17 protein-coding genes are annotated in these 13,511 nt (G+C 64.6%); 9 read left to right on the forward strand and 8 right to left on the reverse strand.

All coding sequences use genetic code 11. The annotated features are described in order from the left end of the window. Positions 1–105 precede the first annotated feature (105 nt). Complete coding sequence (locus tag KUV26_RS01230; protein ID WP_222507061.1) at positions 106–645, forward strand: hypothetical protein; 540 nt, start codon at positions 106–108, stop codon at positions 643–645. 347 nt (positions 646–992) lie between these two features. Here the strand turns inward: KUV26_RS01230 and KUV26_RS01235 are convergent, their stop codons facing one another. The 3 genes from KUV26_RS01235 to KUV26_RS01245 form a co-directional block, all read right to left on the reverse strand. Next, on the reverse strand, positions 993–1,268 hold the full coding sequence (locus KUV26_RS01235) for a glycine zipper 2TM domain-containing protein (protein WP_019298551.1): 276 nt from the start codon (positions 1,266–1,268) through the stop codon (positions 993–995). A gap of 248 nt (positions 1,269–1,516) precedes the next feature. Beyond that, positions 1,517–1,966 carry a GNAT family N-acetyltransferase gene (locus KUV26_RS01240; protein WP_222502325.1) on the reverse strand — a complete coding sequence of 150 codons (450 nt, stop codon included), beginning with the start codon at positions 1,964–1,966 and terminating at the stop codon, positions 1,517–1,519. After that, on the reverse strand, positions 1,963–2,904 hold the full coding sequence (locus tag KUV26_RS01245; protein WP_222507062.1) for a nucleoside hydrolase: 942 nt from the start codon (positions 2,902–2,904) through the stop codon (positions 1,963–1,965). Before KUV26_RS01245 ends, KUV26_RS01240 begins: the two co-directional genes overlap by 4 nt. Before the next feature lie 265 nt (positions 2,905–3,169). On the opposite strand from KUV26_RS01245, the gene KUV26_RS01250 reads away from it, so the two are divergent. After that, positions 3,170–3,724, forward strand: coding sequence for a hypothetical protein (locus tag KUV26_RS01250; RefSeq protein ID WP_222507063.1), 555 nt, complete (start codon positions 3,170–3,172; stop codon positions 3,722–3,724). A gap of 77 nt (positions 3,725–3,801) precedes the next feature. Here the strand turns inward: KUV26_RS01250 and mazG are convergent, their stop codons facing one another. Further along, positions 3,802–4,617: a nucleoside triphosphate pyrophosphohydrolase gene (gene mazG / locus KUV26_RS01255; protein ID WP_222507064.1), complete on the reverse strand. Its 816-nt coding sequence runs from the start codon at positions 4,615–4,617 to the stop codon at positions 3,802–3,804. 63 nt (positions 4,618–4,680) lie between these two features. Here mazG and KUV26_RS01260 point away from each other — a divergent pair, with 63 nt between their 5' ends. From KUV26_RS01260 to KUV26_RS01275, 4 genes are all read left to right on the forward strand, one after another. Further along, positions 4,681–5,847, forward strand: coding sequence for a M20 aminoacylase family protein (locus KUV26_RS01260; protein ID WP_222507065.1), 1,167 nt, complete (start codon positions 4,681–4,683; stop codon positions 5,845–5,847). Between the two features lie 151 nt (positions 5,848–5,998). Then, on the forward strand, positions 5,999–6,946 hold the full coding sequence (gene speB / locus KUV26_RS01265) for an agmatinase (protein WP_222502330.1): 948 nt from the start codon (positions 5,999–6,001) through the stop codon (positions 6,944–6,946). 77 nt (positions 6,947–7,023) lie between these two features. Next, positions 7,024–7,464: a DUF1499 domain-containing protein gene (locus KUV26_RS01270; RefSeq protein ID WP_222502331.1), complete on the forward strand. Its 441-nt coding sequence runs from the start codon at positions 7,024–7,026 to the stop codon at positions 7,462–7,464. Positions 7,465–7,635: 171 nt separating this feature from the next. Continuing rightward, positions 7,636–7,839, forward strand: coding sequence for a hypothetical protein (locus KUV26_RS01275; protein WP_222507066.1), 204 nt, complete (start codon positions 7,636–7,638; stop codon positions 7,837–7,839). Positions 7,840–7,902: 63 nt separating this feature from the next. Here the strand turns inward: KUV26_RS01275 and KUV26_RS01280 are convergent, their stop codons facing one another. Further along, the gene (locus KUV26_RS01280; protein WP_222502333.1) at positions 7,903–8,202 is read right to left on the reverse strand and encodes a hypothetical protein; all 300 of its coding nucleotides are present in this window, start codon (positions 8,200–8,202) and stop codon (positions 7,903–7,905) included. A 60-nt stretch (positions 8,203–8,262) separates the two neighbouring features. Here KUV26_RS01280 and prfA point away from each other — a divergent pair, with 60 nt between their 5' ends. The 3 genes from prfA to KUV26_RS01295 all read left to right on the forward strand — a co-directional run bounded on the left by prfA (position 8,263) and on the right by KUV26_RS01295 (position 11,066). Next, positions 8,263–9,318 carry a peptide chain release factor 1 gene (gene prfA, locus KUV26_RS01285; protein ID WP_222502334.1) on the forward strand — a complete coding sequence of 352 codons (1,056 nt, stop codon included), beginning with the start codon at positions 8,263–8,265 and terminating at the stop codon, positions 9,316–9,318. A gap of 2 nt (positions 9,319–9,320) precedes the next feature. Further along, the gene (gene prmC / locus KUV26_RS01290) at positions 9,321–10,172 is read left to right on the forward strand and encodes a peptide chain release factor N(5)-glutamine methyltransferase (protein ID WP_222507067.1); all 852 of its coding nucleotides are present in this window, start codon (positions 9,321–9,323) and stop codon (positions 10,170–10,172) included. Between the two features lie 213 nt (positions 10,173–10,385). Next, complete coding sequence (locus KUV26_RS01295; protein WP_222502336.1) at positions 10,386–11,066, forward strand: DUF4167 domain-containing protein; 681 nt, start codon at positions 10,386–10,388, stop codon at positions 11,064–11,066. Between the two features lie 97 nt (positions 11,067–11,163). On the opposite strand, the gene KUV26_RS01300 is transcribed toward KUV26_RS01295, so the two are convergent. The 3 genes from KUV26_RS01300 to rsmA form a co-directional block, all read right to left on the reverse strand. Further along, positions 11,164–11,703 (reverse strand): GNAT family N-acetyltransferase, encoded by a 540-nt coding sequence (locus KUV26_RS01300; RefSeq protein ID WP_222507068.1) that lies wholly within the window; start codon positions 11,701–11,703, stop codon positions 11,164–11,166. Between the two features lie 86 nt (positions 11,704–11,789). Further along, on the reverse strand, positions 11,790–12,572 hold the full coding sequence (locus tag KUV26_RS01305) for a pyridoxine 5'-phosphate synthase (RefSeq protein ID WP_222507069.1): 783 nt from the start codon (positions 12,570–12,572) through the stop codon (positions 11,790–11,792). 34 nt (positions 12,573–12,606) lie between these two features. Further along, the gene (rsmA, locus tag KUV26_RS01310) at positions 12,607–13,449 is read right to left on the reverse strand and encodes a 16S rRNA (adenine(1518)-N(6)/adenine(1519)-N(6))-dimethyltransferase RsmA (protein WP_222507070.1); all 843 of its coding nucleotides are present in this window, start codon (positions 13,447–13,449) and stop codon (positions 12,607–12,609) included. Positions 13,450–13,511: the final 62 nt, after the last annotated feature.

Genomic DNA, 13,511 nt, shown 5'->3' on the forward strand with positions numbered 1-13,511 from the left:
GGGCGATGCGGCAAATTTCCGCAATTTTTCCCGTTTCTGTGAAAACCTATGCGGGTATCGCGCCGCAGGTGATAAGTCTGGGTTTGGGCGAAGCAAGGCAAGACGATGAAGACGGCCATTATCCTGACAGGCCTGCCAGCCAGCGGCAAAGCAGCGCTGGGGCATGCCCTGGCACGGCAGTTAAGCTGGCCCTGTCTGGTCCGGAACGATTTCCTGGAGGTTCTGTCCGCCCGTGCCGGAGAGGCCGGGCCGGAGCAGCTCAGGCAGCTGAACCGGGACAGCGACCGGTTGTTTCAGACGGCGGCGGAGGCGCTGGATTGCTGCGTGCTGGTGGCGCAGTGGCAGCCGCGCGGTGCGGGCGCTGGATCCGGGACACCGGCCGGATGGCTGCAGCGCTATGACACGGTGGTGGAGGTGCACTGCGCCTGCAGCGCTTCAGATGCGGCGGAAAGGTTCTGCGCCCGCATCGAACCGCAGGAAGGGCCGGACCATGCGCGCCGCTGTGCCGGTGTCCTGCAGCGGATGCGGGACCTGGAGGATGGATACCCCCTGCAGGCCGGCCGCCTGATCTCTGTGCCGTGCGGGCCGGGGTTTGATGCGGAACAGCTGGGGCGGGACGTGGCTGCGGAGATAGCGGAAGGCTAATAGCCAGCCACTGCCGGTTATGTGGCCCGGATCACAGACGCTTCCGCCTGCCTCATGTTACCCTTTCTCTGCGCGGCGCAGCAGGCGCTGCGGGAAAGGGGAACAGGCCATGACGATGCGGGCTTTGCGCACAGTGGCAATCTGTGCAGTTCTTTCAACTCTTCTGGGATGCAGCGAACCGGGAACCTATCCGTTCAGCGGGCAGGCCGCCTCGGCGGATGATCCGGTCAAACGGCTGAACCTTGGCGGGGAAATACGCTGAGTCCAGATAGGCGGCCTGATCTGACACCGGGCCGCATCTGAACATCTGGCGCCCTTGCCGGGGGAGGGCGCCAGATTGAATTCTGTTAGCACGGGGCGGTGTAATAGGTGCCGTCGCCGCGGGAATAGGCGCACTGCCGGGTCTGGTTGTTTTGCGCAACCAGAGTGCCTGCGGCGGCGCCGCCGAGGGCTGCAATCAGGCGCCAGTCATCGTCGGCCTTGAGTGCATCGGCAGCGATCAGACCGGCTGCGGCGCCGCCAGCAACACCGGCAACGGTGCGCTGTTCCGGGGTCAGGTTGGTGCAGGCGCCCAAACCAAGGACAGCAGAACTTGCAAGTGCAGGGATCCAGCGGAAAGTCATGTAATTTCTCCATTTTCAGGTTCGGGGCGGCCAGTTTGCGGGCCGCAGACGGTACTATAACGCCGGCTTCGGGGCGATGGTTCCGCATTCTTTACCCGGACCGCTGCCGCAGGCGCAGAACCGCCTGACGGGGGGGCTCGACGGCGGTCTTTTGCCGGACCTGGACCGTCTGGCGTCACCGGGCAAAAGGTGATGATTGCGTTCCGCCGGAAAAACAGCCGGGCTGCGTTAAAACCGGGGGAGGAGCGCTACAGGTTCTTGGACATCAGAATGTAGTTTTTGCGCGGCTGGAAGCGGGTCCGCAGATAGAGCCGCTGGGCGGTTTCGTTTTCCCGGCTCACTTCCAGGTGCAGGGCGCGCATGCCGGCAGTCGCCAGCGATTTCGGCAGCTCGGTCAGCACCTCGGTTGCGATGCCGCGTCCGCGCACGGCGGGGCGGATGTACAGCTCATCGACAAAACCGTCCATGCCGCCGAATTCCACCGACCAGCCGAAGGTGATGACGATATAGCCGATCGGTGCCCGGGTCGGGCCGATCAGGTAGACGGCGCCGTAGGGGTGGCCGTTCAAAAGCGGCTCGATCCCTGCGCGGCGGTGCTCGTCGCTGCTGTCCAGCCCGGTTTCGGCGTGGAAGGCGGCAACCAGGGCCAGCACGGTGTCCAGGTGTTCGGGTTTGGCCAGGTGCAGGGCAGCGCTCATAGGCGGGCGAGCCTTTCGGTGAGGAGTTTGAAGAAGCTATCCGCGTCGGCATCGCCGATGAACAGGGCATTGGGCTTGCGGTCTGTAACGCCCCACCAGTCGGCGACGGTCATGCCGAGCGTCAGATCCGATTTGGTTTCGATCTCGACATTCACATGGCGGCCGGAGAACAGCTCCGGCCTGAGCAGCCAGGCGATGACGCAGGGATCATGCAGCGGGCCGCCGTCGGAGCCGTATTTCTCCACATCGAAACGCTCAAAGAAATCCAGCATCTCCGCGGTGAAATGCCCGACGCGTGTACCGAGGGCACGGATCGCCTCGACGCGCGGTTTGGTGGCCAGAACCTTGTGGGTCACGTCCAGTGGCATCACGGTGACCGGGACACCGGACCTGAACACGGTTTCAGCGGCTTCCGGGTCGACATAGATGTTGAATTCGGCGGCCGGAGTGATGTTGCCGACCTCGAAATAGGCTCCGCCCATCATCACGATTTCCTGCACCCGTTCGATGACCGCGGGGGCCCTGCCGAAGGCGGCGGCGACGTTGGTGAGCGGACCCAGCGTGCACAGGGTGACGGTGCCCGGCTCGTGGCTGAGCAGGGTTTCGATGATGAAATCGACGCCGCAGCCTTCGGCCAGCGGCATTTCCGGTTCCCACAGCTGCGGTCCGTCGAGGCCGGTCTGGCCATGCACGTGTTCGGCTGTGATCAGCGGCCGGGCCAGCGGTGCCTTGCTGCCTGCGTAGACCGGCACATCCGTGCGGCCCGCCGCCTCGCAGACGATGCGGGCGTTCTTGCTGGTAAGGGAAAGCGGCACATTGCCTGCGACACAGGTGATGCCGAGCAGCTCCACCTCTTCGGGGCTGGCCAGCGCCAGCAGGATGGCGACCGCATCATCCTGTCCCGGGTCGGTGTCGATGATGATTTTTCTGGCGCTCATGGCTGACTCCGCTGATCGTGAGCCTGGAGACTACGCGCTGTTGCGCCGGGATTGAACCGCCACCGGGCAGGTCTGCTCAAATTTCGGGGGATTTTCTGCGACGGAAGTTTGCTGCGCCTGCGTTTGCTTTCTATAGTTGTCTTACGCAGCGTCACCGGCGGGATCCCGGCGGGCGCAGGCGGTGATTTTTCTGCCCGGTAAGGGTCTTATTGGTACGGCATTGGTTGGCCGGAAACACATTGATTTTGCGCGGGGAAAGCAAGACATGCCGAAAGAGCCCAAGGTTGTTGGCGATATCCTGAAAGACAAGAAAATGACCGCCGCCTACATGGATTACTGCAAGCGGCGCTATTGCCTGAACGAGTTCATGTTCACCCAGAACAAGGGCAACCCGGAATCGCTGTGGACCCGCTACATGGATCAGAAGAAGGGCAAGGAGCCGGTCAACATCACCTCCAAAACCCATCTTGCCGCAAAGGCGCTGGCCGACAAGGGCGACTTCAAGAGCGGTGACTGGAAGAAGATCATCGAGACCGGGAAGAAAGAAGTCGTGCTGATGCTGAACAAGGACGTGATGGGGTTCACCGGCAGCGACGAGTACAAGAAATATGTCGCGGAGAACGGCATGGGCGATCCCCAAAAGGCGGCCAAGCTTTTGGGCATCACCGATGTGAAGAAGCTGAAGGAAGTGATGGTGAACGTCGCCGTGGACGACAGGAAAACCGCCGAGAAGCTGTGGAAAGAGCTGGCGAAGAAGGAGAAGATCCTCGAGGACTACAAGGCGATTTCATCGTCCTTGAAAAAGGCCAACCTGGTCTGAACCGCCTGTCCGAAGTCCCCGGCGGCAGGGCCGCCGGGCTTTGAGTGTTCGGGCAAAGAAGAAGAGGCGGCGCCCATTCAGGCGCGCTCGTCTGCTTTCACTTCATCCCAGAGGGCGTCCATTTCGGCCAGATCGCTGTCTTCGGGGCGTTTGCCGCGGGCGGCGAGCTTGGCCTCCACGCCCTCGAAGCGGCGGGTGAATTTGGCGTTGGCGGCGCGCAGGGCGGCTTCGGGCTCAACCCCCAGATGGCGGCCCAGGTTGGCCATCACGAACAGCAGGTCGCCGAATTCTTCCTCGACTTCCGCTTGGGAGAGGCTGTCGCGGGCCTCGACCAGTTCGGCGCATTCCTCGGTGATCTTGGCGATGACATTGTCTGCCGACGGCCAGTCAAAGCCGACGCGGGCGGCACGTTTCTGCAGCTTGTAAGCGCGCAAGAGGGCGGGCAGGCCGACGGCGACCCCGTCCAGCGTGCCCTGCTGCTCCTTGCCGGCGCGCTCGGCGGCCTTGATCGCCTCCCAGTCCCGGGTCTGCTGTTCGGCGGATTTCTCACGGCTTTCGCCGCCGAACACATGCGGGTGGCGGGAGACCATCTTGTCCGACATGGTCCTGACCACGTCCTGGAAGGTGAAGTGGCCCGCCTCCTGCGCCATCCGGGCGTGGAACACGGACTGGAACAGCAGGTCGCCCAGCTCGCCCTTCAGCTCCTCCCAGGCTTCGCGTTCGATTGCGTCGGCAACTTCGTAAGCCTCTTCAATGGTGTAAGGCGCGATGCTGGCGAAATCCTGTTCGATGTCCCAGGGGCAGCCGGTTTCGGGGTCGCGCAGGCGTGCCATGATTTCCAGCAGGCGCTCGATGCCTGCGGTCTGGTCGTGGATCAGGTCTGTTTCTTGCATTGCGGCTGCTCTTGTTCCGGTGTCAGATGCATCATCCCGAGTCTGAAGCAGGAGTCCACCCCAATGCCCGTTGTGAACCGTATTGCCGATTATGCCGAGGAGATGAAAGCCTGGCGGCGGCATCTGCACCAGATCCCGGAACTGGCGCTGGACCTGCCCAAGACGGCAGCCTTCGTGGCGGAGCGGCTGCGGGAGTTCGGGGTGGATGAGCTGCACGAGGGCATCGCGCAGACCGGCATGGTGGCGATCATCAACGGGCAGGGAGAAGGGCCGACCATCGGCCTGCGCGCTGATATGGACGCGCTGCCGATCCCGGAGGAGACCGGGGTGGAATACGTCTCCGGCCATCCGGGCAACATGCACGCTTGCGGCCATGACGGCCATACCGCGATGCTGCTGGGGGCGGCGAAATATCTGGCGGAGACCCGCAATTTCCGGGGCCGGGCTGCGCTTATCTTCCAGCCGGCGGAGGAGGCCATCGGCGGCGCCCGCATCATGGTTGAGGAAGGCATCATGGACCGCTTCGATATCGGCGAGGTCTATGCGCTGCACAATGCGCCGGGGCTGCCCGAGGGTCATTTCCTGACCACGCCGGGCGCCCTGATGGCGGCGGTGGACACCTTCGATATCCATATCCAGGGCAAGGGCGGCCATGGCGCCATGCCGCATGAGACCCGTGATCCGGTGATGGCGGCCTGCGGCATTGCGCAGGCGATCCAGACCATCGTCAGCCGCAATCACCACACACTGGAGGATCTGGTGGTTTCCGTCACCCAGATCCATACCGGCACCGTCGACAACGTGATCCCCGACACCGCCTACATCAACGGCACCGTGCGCACCTTCAACCCGGAGGTGCAGAAGATGGTGATGCGGCGGATGAAGGAGATCGTTGCGGGGCAGGCCGCAAGCTATGGCGTCGAGGCGGAACTGGACTACGAGGTCGGTTACCCCGCGACCTACAACGACGCGGAAAAAACGGCCTTTGCGGTGGAGGTTGCCCAGGAAATCTCCGGCGCGGGCAAAGTAGAGGCGGACGGCAGCCGCGAGATGGGGGCGGAGGACTTTGCCTATATGCTGCAGGCGCGGCCGGGTTCCTACCTGTTTCTGGGCCAGGGTGACAGCGCCGGGCTGCACCATCCGAAGTACGACTTCAATGACGGTATCGCCCCGGTGGGCGCATCCTTCTTCGCCCGGCTGGTGGAGCGGGCGCAGCCGCTGAACGCCTAGGGAGCCGCGCAGGCGCGGCGTGTCTGCACCAGTTCCGCGGCCGCTGGCGCAGCGGCCGCCTCCGCTCTTTGACACCGGCGGCGCAGGTGTTATTGCCGGGGACATGCGGCGGCGGAACTTTTCCGCCGTCTTGGCCGAAGCGTGAGAGACAATGACTGACTTCAATCAACCGATCAGCGGTAACGACCTGGCGCGGTTCTCCGGGCCGAACACTTACATGCGGCTGCCGCAGGCAACCTCGCTGGATGGATTGGATGTCGCTGTTCTGGGGGTGCCGATGGACATCGGCACATCCTGGCGGTCGGGCACTCGGTTCGGCCCCAAGCAGATCCGGGCCGAAAGCGCGATGCTGCGGCCCTACAACATGGCGACCGGGGCGGCGCCGTTTGACAGCCTGAACATCGCCGATATCGGCGATCTGGCGATCAACACGTTTTCGCTGCCGGATTCGCTGCGCATCATCGAAGACAGCTATGACGCGATCCTGTCCGGCGGGGTGATCCCGGTGGCGATGGGCGGCGATCATTCGATCACCCTGCCGATCCTGCGTGCGATTGCCAAGAAATACGGACCGGTGGCACTGGTGCATGTGGATGCTCATGCCGATGTGAACGACGAGATGTTCGGCGAGCGGGAGACCCATGGCACGGTGTTCCGCCGCGCCTACGAGGAAGGGCTGATCGTACCGGACAAGACCTATCAGATCGGCATCCGCGGCACCGGCTATGCCGCCACCGATTTTTCCGAGGCGCAGGGCTGGGGGTTCCAGCACTTCCCGGCGCAGGAGCTGTGGAACCGCTCGCTGCATCAGATGGGTGCGGAAATTCGCCGCGATATCGGCAATAGGCCGGTCTATGTCTCCTATGATATCGATAGTCTTGACCCGGCCTATGCGCCGGGCACCGGCACGCCGGAAATCGGCGGGCTGACAACGCCGCAGGCGCTGGAGCTGATCCGGTCGCTGAAGGGGGTCAACATCGTGGGCTGCGACCTGGTGGAGGTGTCGCCGCCTTATGATCCCTCGGGCAACACGGCTCTGGTGGGCGCCAACCTGCTCTATGAGCTGCTGTGCGTGCTGCCGGGCGTGGCAACGAGATAAGCGGTCCGGCCAGCGCGACAGGCCGGGGGAGGGCCGCGCGTGAGGAGGAGGAGGCAAGGTTTGACCTTGAAACCGCAATGAGGCGGATGATGCTGTTCGGCTGGCTGGTGCTGGCCGCAGCCATTGCCGCGCTGGGCTTCGTCCGGCTGGCGCCGAGCGATCCGCTGGACTGGAACACCCAGCCGGAGTTCACCGAGGACAAGGAGTTCCGCGGCGGCGTGTTCCGGGTGGTTCGGGCCGGGCCGGACGGGCTGGAGCGGTTTCACCGCATCGCCAGCACGGCGCCGCGCACCAGCGTGCTGGCGGGCGGGCCGGACGACGGGATGGTGACCTATATCACCCGCACCCAGGTGCTGGGCTTTCCCGACTACACCACCGCAGCGCAGGACGGCGATCTGCTGAAGGTCTATGCCCGGCTGCGGTTCGGCCGGTCCGACCTGGGCGCCAACAAGGAGCGGATCAACGGCTGGCTGGCGGAGATGGAGGACGGTCCGCAGGCTGCTTCCGCGGGGGAGTAGGCGGCGGCTCCCGCCTGCTCGCGGGCTTTTGAATGAAAGCCCTTCACAGTTGGGCCGGGCGCCGCGCGTTCGCGCGGCGCGGGCTCTTCCGCCTTTGGCGGCAGAGCCGTGGTTTGACGGGAAGCGCTTCAGGCGCAAATTGAATTGCACCAGCCAGGGAGGAAAGGCCGGTTGGAAAATATTGCAGTGCTCGACCTAGGCGACGGGCGGCGGATACACTGCAAGGGTGTTGACGCGGCAAAATCCATGTGGGCCCAGCACTATTCCCGCATCGACGACGCCACCATTGATGTTTTCTATCCGATCAGCCTCGGCGGTGTAGTGGTGACCTATCGCTACGACAGTGAACTGGAAAAATGGGTGAAGTCACAGTGACGGGCGTTTCCAGCAGGCCTGCTTTCCGCAGTCAAAACTGTCATGCAACTGGGATGCCGTAGATCACAGCCGCGGCAGCTCTGACGGGGCGCCTGAAGTGCCTGGAAGCGAACCCAGTGACGCCGACAGGCAGCTGCTTTGCACCTCGCGCCACATCGGCACGTTCAGCGACATCTGGCATTGCGCCATGAACATGCGGCCGTCCACCTGCAGGCAGCGCAGCTCTCCTAGTTCGACCCGGGCGCCGGACTTGTCGGTGCAGTAGCAGTCGATGGTCTTGCCGCCGGGCCCGGCCACATCCGCCAGCGCCGCGGCGGGCAGACTGAAGAGGATTGTGGCAATAAGGACTCTGGCATGTCGCATGGCTCTAGCATATCACATGGGGGTCAATCGGCCAAAACATGAACAAGAATAGGCGCACCCATGGTCCCCGAAGAACGGCTGGAACAGATCGTGCAGCGGTTTCAGTATCTTGAAGCCGCAATGGCGGATGGCGCCGGGGGCGGGGATATTGCTGCCCTGGCCAAGGAATATTCCGACCTGCGGCCGGTGGCGGAGCAGGTGACGGCCTACCGCAGGCTGCTGAGTGATCTGGAGGAGGCTGAGCTGATGCTGGCGGATCCGGACATGAAGGACCTGGCCGCGGAGGAGATCCCTGCGCTGAAGGCGGCGATCCCGGAAGCCGAGCACGCGCTGCAGCTGGCGCTGCTGCCCAGGGATGCCGCGGACAGCCGCCCGGCGATGCTGGAGATCCGCCCCGGCACCGGCGGTGATGAGGCGGCTTTGTTCGCGGGCGATCTGCTGCGCATGTACCAGCGCTATGCCGAGGGGCAGGGCTGGAAGTTCGACATCATCGAGGAGCAGGCAACCGAGCTGGGCGGCATCAAGGAAGTGGTTGCCCATATCAAAGGCGAGAACGTCTTTGCCCGGCTGAAGTATGAATCCGGCGTGCACCGGGTGCAGCGGGTGCCCGCGACTGAAAGCGGCGGGCGCATTCATACCTCGGCAGCCACCGTGGCGGTGCTGCCGGAGGCTGAGGATGTGGACATCCACATCGATCCGAATGACATCCGCATCGATACCATGCGGGCGTCGGGGGCCGGCGGGCAGCATGTGAACACCACCGATTCGGCGGTCAGGATCACCCACCTGCCGACGGGGCTGATCGTGACCTCGTCGGAGAAATCCCAGCACCGCAACCGCGAGATTGCGATGCAGGTGCTGAAGACCCGGCTTTATGATCTGGAGCGCCAGCGCATCGACAGCGAGCGGTCAGCCGACCGCGCGAGCCAAGTGGGCTCGGGCGACCGGTCCGAACGGATCCGCACCTACAACTTCCCGCAAGGGCGGATGACCGATCACCGCATCAACCTGACGCTTTACAAGCTGGACCAGGTGATGGGCGGCGACCTGGACGAAATCATCGACGCGCTGACGGCGGACAATCAGGCGCGGCTGCTGGCCGAGATGGGGCAATAGGCATGGCGGAGACCGCGGCACAGGCAATGGCGGCTGCAACGGCCAAGCTCCGGGCAGCCGGGGTGCCGGACCCGGCACGCGATGCGCGGGTGCTGCTGGCTCATGCAGCGAGGATCGAGGCCAGCCGGGTCACCCTGATAGCGCCGGAGGAGCTGGCCGCGGAAGTGGCGGAACGCTATGAGCAGCTGATTTCGCTGCGTGCCGTGCGGGTGCCGGTTTCGCATCTGATCGGCGAGCGGGAATTCTACGGCCGCCGGTTCAAGGTCTCGCGCGATGTCCTGGATCCGCGGCCCGAGACAGAGATCCTGATCGAGGCGGCGCTGGCGGAACCTTATGAAAGGGTGCTGGACCTCGGGGTCGGCTCCGGCTGCATTCTGGTGACTTTGCTTGCAGAGCGGCAGGAGGCCACCGGGCTGGGGGTCGACATCAGCGAGGCGGCCTGCCTGCAGGCCAGCGCCAATGCGGTGCTGCACCGGGTTCAGGCGCGTGCCGATATTCAGCAATCCGACTGGTTTGAAAACGTCAAAGACCAATTCGACCTGATCGTGTCCAACCCGCCCTATATCGCGCTGGACGAGATGGAGGGGCTGTCGGCCGAGGTGCGCGGGCATGAGCCAGGCATCGCCTTGACCGATGGCGGCGACGGGCTGGGGGCCTACCGGCAGATTGCTGCCAGGGCCGCCGAGCATCTGGCGCCAGGCGGCCGCGTGCTGCTGGAAATCGGCCCGACCCAGGGCCGGGCGGTCGGCGCTTTGCTGGAGGCGGCGGGTCTCAGCGGCATCGCGGTGCTGCCGGACCTCGACGGGCGCGACCGTGTGGTGCGGGCGCATTCCGTCTCAAATTGCGGATTTTGACGCGGGAAACCGCAGATTCGACCGAAAAAACAAAGAAAATCCCATTGGCCCCCTTGTCTGGGGCTCTGGAACATGGTTACTCAAGATGAGCCGTAAGAGGTGAACGCTTTTCAAGCATTCCCGCGGCATCAAGCCCAAAAAAGCTAACGATCCGGCGCTGAGGCGCGCTGCACAGGGTCAACGGCGCATTAACTCAAGGCTTATGATAGGCATATGAGATCGTCCAAATCACGTTCACGCTCCAAGTCGAACCGGAATCGTCCGAACGGCGCCAATGTTGTCAACCGGGTGTTCGACAGCTCCGGTCCCGAAGGCAAGGTGCGCGGAACCCCGCAGCAGATCATCGACAAGTACAATCAGCTGGCCCGCGACGCGCAGCTGAGCAATGACCGTGTCGCGGCAGAGAACTTTCAGCAGCACGCGGAGCATTACCTGCGGATGCTGAACGAGGCGCAGCGCGAGATCGAGGCGCGCCGCGAGGAGCAGGAACGCCAGAACCGCGAGCGCCAGGCTGAGCGCGACCGCGAGCGTGCCGAACGGCTGGAGCGCCAGGAGCGCGAGGCCGCGGCGTCGTCGGCGGCGGCAGAGGCCGACCCGGCCAGTGCACCGCAGCCGGAAGTGATCGACCCCCGCGGCGACAACGGCAACGGCCAGGACAGCGGCCTGGTCGAAACGCCCGAGAGCCAGAGCGCTGCTTCGGCGGAGGCAGGCGATGAGCCGGCCGCGAAAAAGGCGCCGGCCCGCAAGCCCCGCACCCGCAAGCCAGCGGCGAAAGCGGAGAGCGGCGACGCAGCAAGCGAGGGCGGTGACGCCCCGGCACCGAAGAAACCCGCCCGCGCGCGCGCCAAGCCCAAGCCGAAAGCCGAGGATGGTCCGGCAGAAGCGGCTGAGTAACGCGGCAGTCTGCATGTTATGAAGAAAACCCCCGGGCCAATGGCGCCGGGGGTTTTTCTTGAATGGGGGCGGAACTGGTTTGCAGGGGGCCGCGGGGTTACCAGTATACCGGGTTGTTCAATGCCGGGACGCAGCGCGAAGGACCGCGCAGCGGTGCAAGCTCCGCGCCAGTGAGGGATTGCGCCTGCCAGCCATGAGGGTGGCTGAGCGGCAGCGGAGCCGCTGCCTGGGATTCGGTGATCTGCCGGAAGCCCGTCTTGCCGTAATAGGACGGATCGCCATAGGTCACGGCAACATCAGCGCCATGCTGGCGCACTGCGGTCAGCCCGTGCCTGATCAGGGCCTGGCCGATGCCTTGCCCCTGCCTTTGCGTCCGGACAGCGACTGGCGACAGGAGAAACGCCGAGCGGCTGTCCTGTTCGTAGCTGAGCCTGGTGAACAGGATACAGCCTGCAATGCTGCCGTCTTCCAACGCCGTAAAAGCGGAAAGATCCGGATCAGCCGTGGAGGCAAACATCTCCTGAACCAGGGCAGCGATGAGATCGCCTTCGCTGTCTCCTTCCGACGCGGAAAACACCGCCCGGAAATGTTCGGCGATTTCCGGCAGGCGGCCGCTGTAGTCTGCGGAAAACTGCATTTGCTCCTTCAGTCCCGGTGATTGAGTGGCGCATTCCGATTAGGCTGCGTGAGCCGATGGCCGTCAAGATCCAGAGCAGAGAAGGATCAGAGCGCGTGGCCCAGCACCCGCAAGTAGCGCCGGACGGCTTCCGGGAAGCCCAGCATCAAGGCATCCGCGGTGAGGCCATGGCCGATCGAGACCTCGGCCAGATCGGGGATGGCCTGGCGCAGTCCGGGCAGGTTTTCCACGGTCAGATCGTGGCCTGCGTTCATCATCAGCGCGCCCTTGCCGTCCGCGGCCAGCGCGCGGGCGGCGTCGGCAGTGTCCTTAATCTTGCCAAGTTCCTGCGCAATGGCGCCGGGCGTGGTTTGTTCCGCATAGGGGCCTGTATAAAATTCGATCCGGTCGGCACCGGCCTGCCGTGCCAGCGCCGGATCAGACGGGTTTGCATCAACGAAGTAGGAGACCCGGATGCCCGCGGCCTTGAATTCTTCCGCGATAGGCAGGAGCATGCCGCCGTCAGCCGCAAAGTCCCAGCCGTGGTCAGAGGTCGACTGTTCCGGGGTGTCGGGCACCAGTGTCACCTGGTGCGGCTTATTCTCCAGCACCAGATCGATGAACTGGCGGGTCGGGTAACCTTCGATGTTGAATTCGGCCTGAGGGAATTCCTCTGCAATCAGGCGCGACAGGGCGGGCAGGTCGGAGAAGCGGATGTGACGTTCATCCGGCCGCGGGTGCACGGTGATGCCGTGAGCCCCGGCCTGCAGGATGGCGCGGGAGATGTCGATCAGGTCGGGCCAGGGCACCTCGCGCCGGTTGCGCAGATAGGCAACCGCATTGACGTTTACGGACAGCAGGGGCGGGCGCGAGGCAACTGATTGGGTCATTGGAAATTTCAGGCTCCAGCGGAAATGAAATGGGTCAGGCTTTGGCGACTTCGCGGGCCAGCGCGCAAAACGCCTCGAGGCTAACCTGTTCGGCGCGTTCGGTGGGCGGGATGCCGGCGGCGGTCAGATGCGCCTCGATTTCGGGGGAGATGCCCTTCAGCGAGGCGCGCAGCATCTTGCGGCGCTGGTTGAAGGCGGCGGCGACCACGCGCGACAGCACCGCGGCATCTGCCGGGAACCGCGGCTCGGGCAGGGCGTCCAGATGCACCACGGCGCTGGAGACCTTGGGCGGCGGGGTGAAGGCGCCGGGCGGCAACGACAGAACGATGCGCGCCTCTGCGCGCCATTGTGCAAGAATGGCAAGGCGGCCATAGGCCTTGGAGCCGGGCTGGGCCACGATGCGCTCGGCCACCTCGCGCTGGAACATAAGCGTGAGGCTCTGCCAGAACGGCGGCCACTCCCTGGGGGTCAGCCAGCGCACCAGAAGTTCGGTGCCGACGTTATAGGGCAGGTTGGCGGCGATGCGGATCGGCGGTGTGAGATGTGCGAGCGGGTCGATCTCAAGCGCGTCGCCGTTGATGACCTCGAAGCGGCCCGGGTAGGCGTCAGCGATCTCCTGCAGCGCGGGCAGGCAGCGCTGGTCCTTCTCCACAGCCAGCACGTGGCGGGCGCCTTCGGCCAGCAGGCCGCGCGTGAGGCCGCCGGGGCCAGGGCCGATCTCCAGCACGTCGCAGCCGGTGAGGTCGCCTGCCTGGCGCGCGATCTTGGCTGTGAGGTTCAGGTCCAGAAGGAAGTTCTGCCCCAAAGACTTGCGGGCCGACAGCTGGTGCGTCGCGATCACCTCGCGCAAGGGGGGAAGGCTGTCGATAGCGCTCATGTCATCTGAACCTTGCAGTAAGGCGCGGGCGGCGCGCCGGAACATTCATGCCTCCGGCGGGG

Source organism: Leisingera daeponensis, from assembly GCF_019801465.1.
Taxonomy (GTDB): domain Bacteria; phylum Pseudomonadota; class Alphaproteobacteria; order Rhodobacterales; family Rhodobacteraceae; genus Leisingera; species Leisingera daeponensis_A.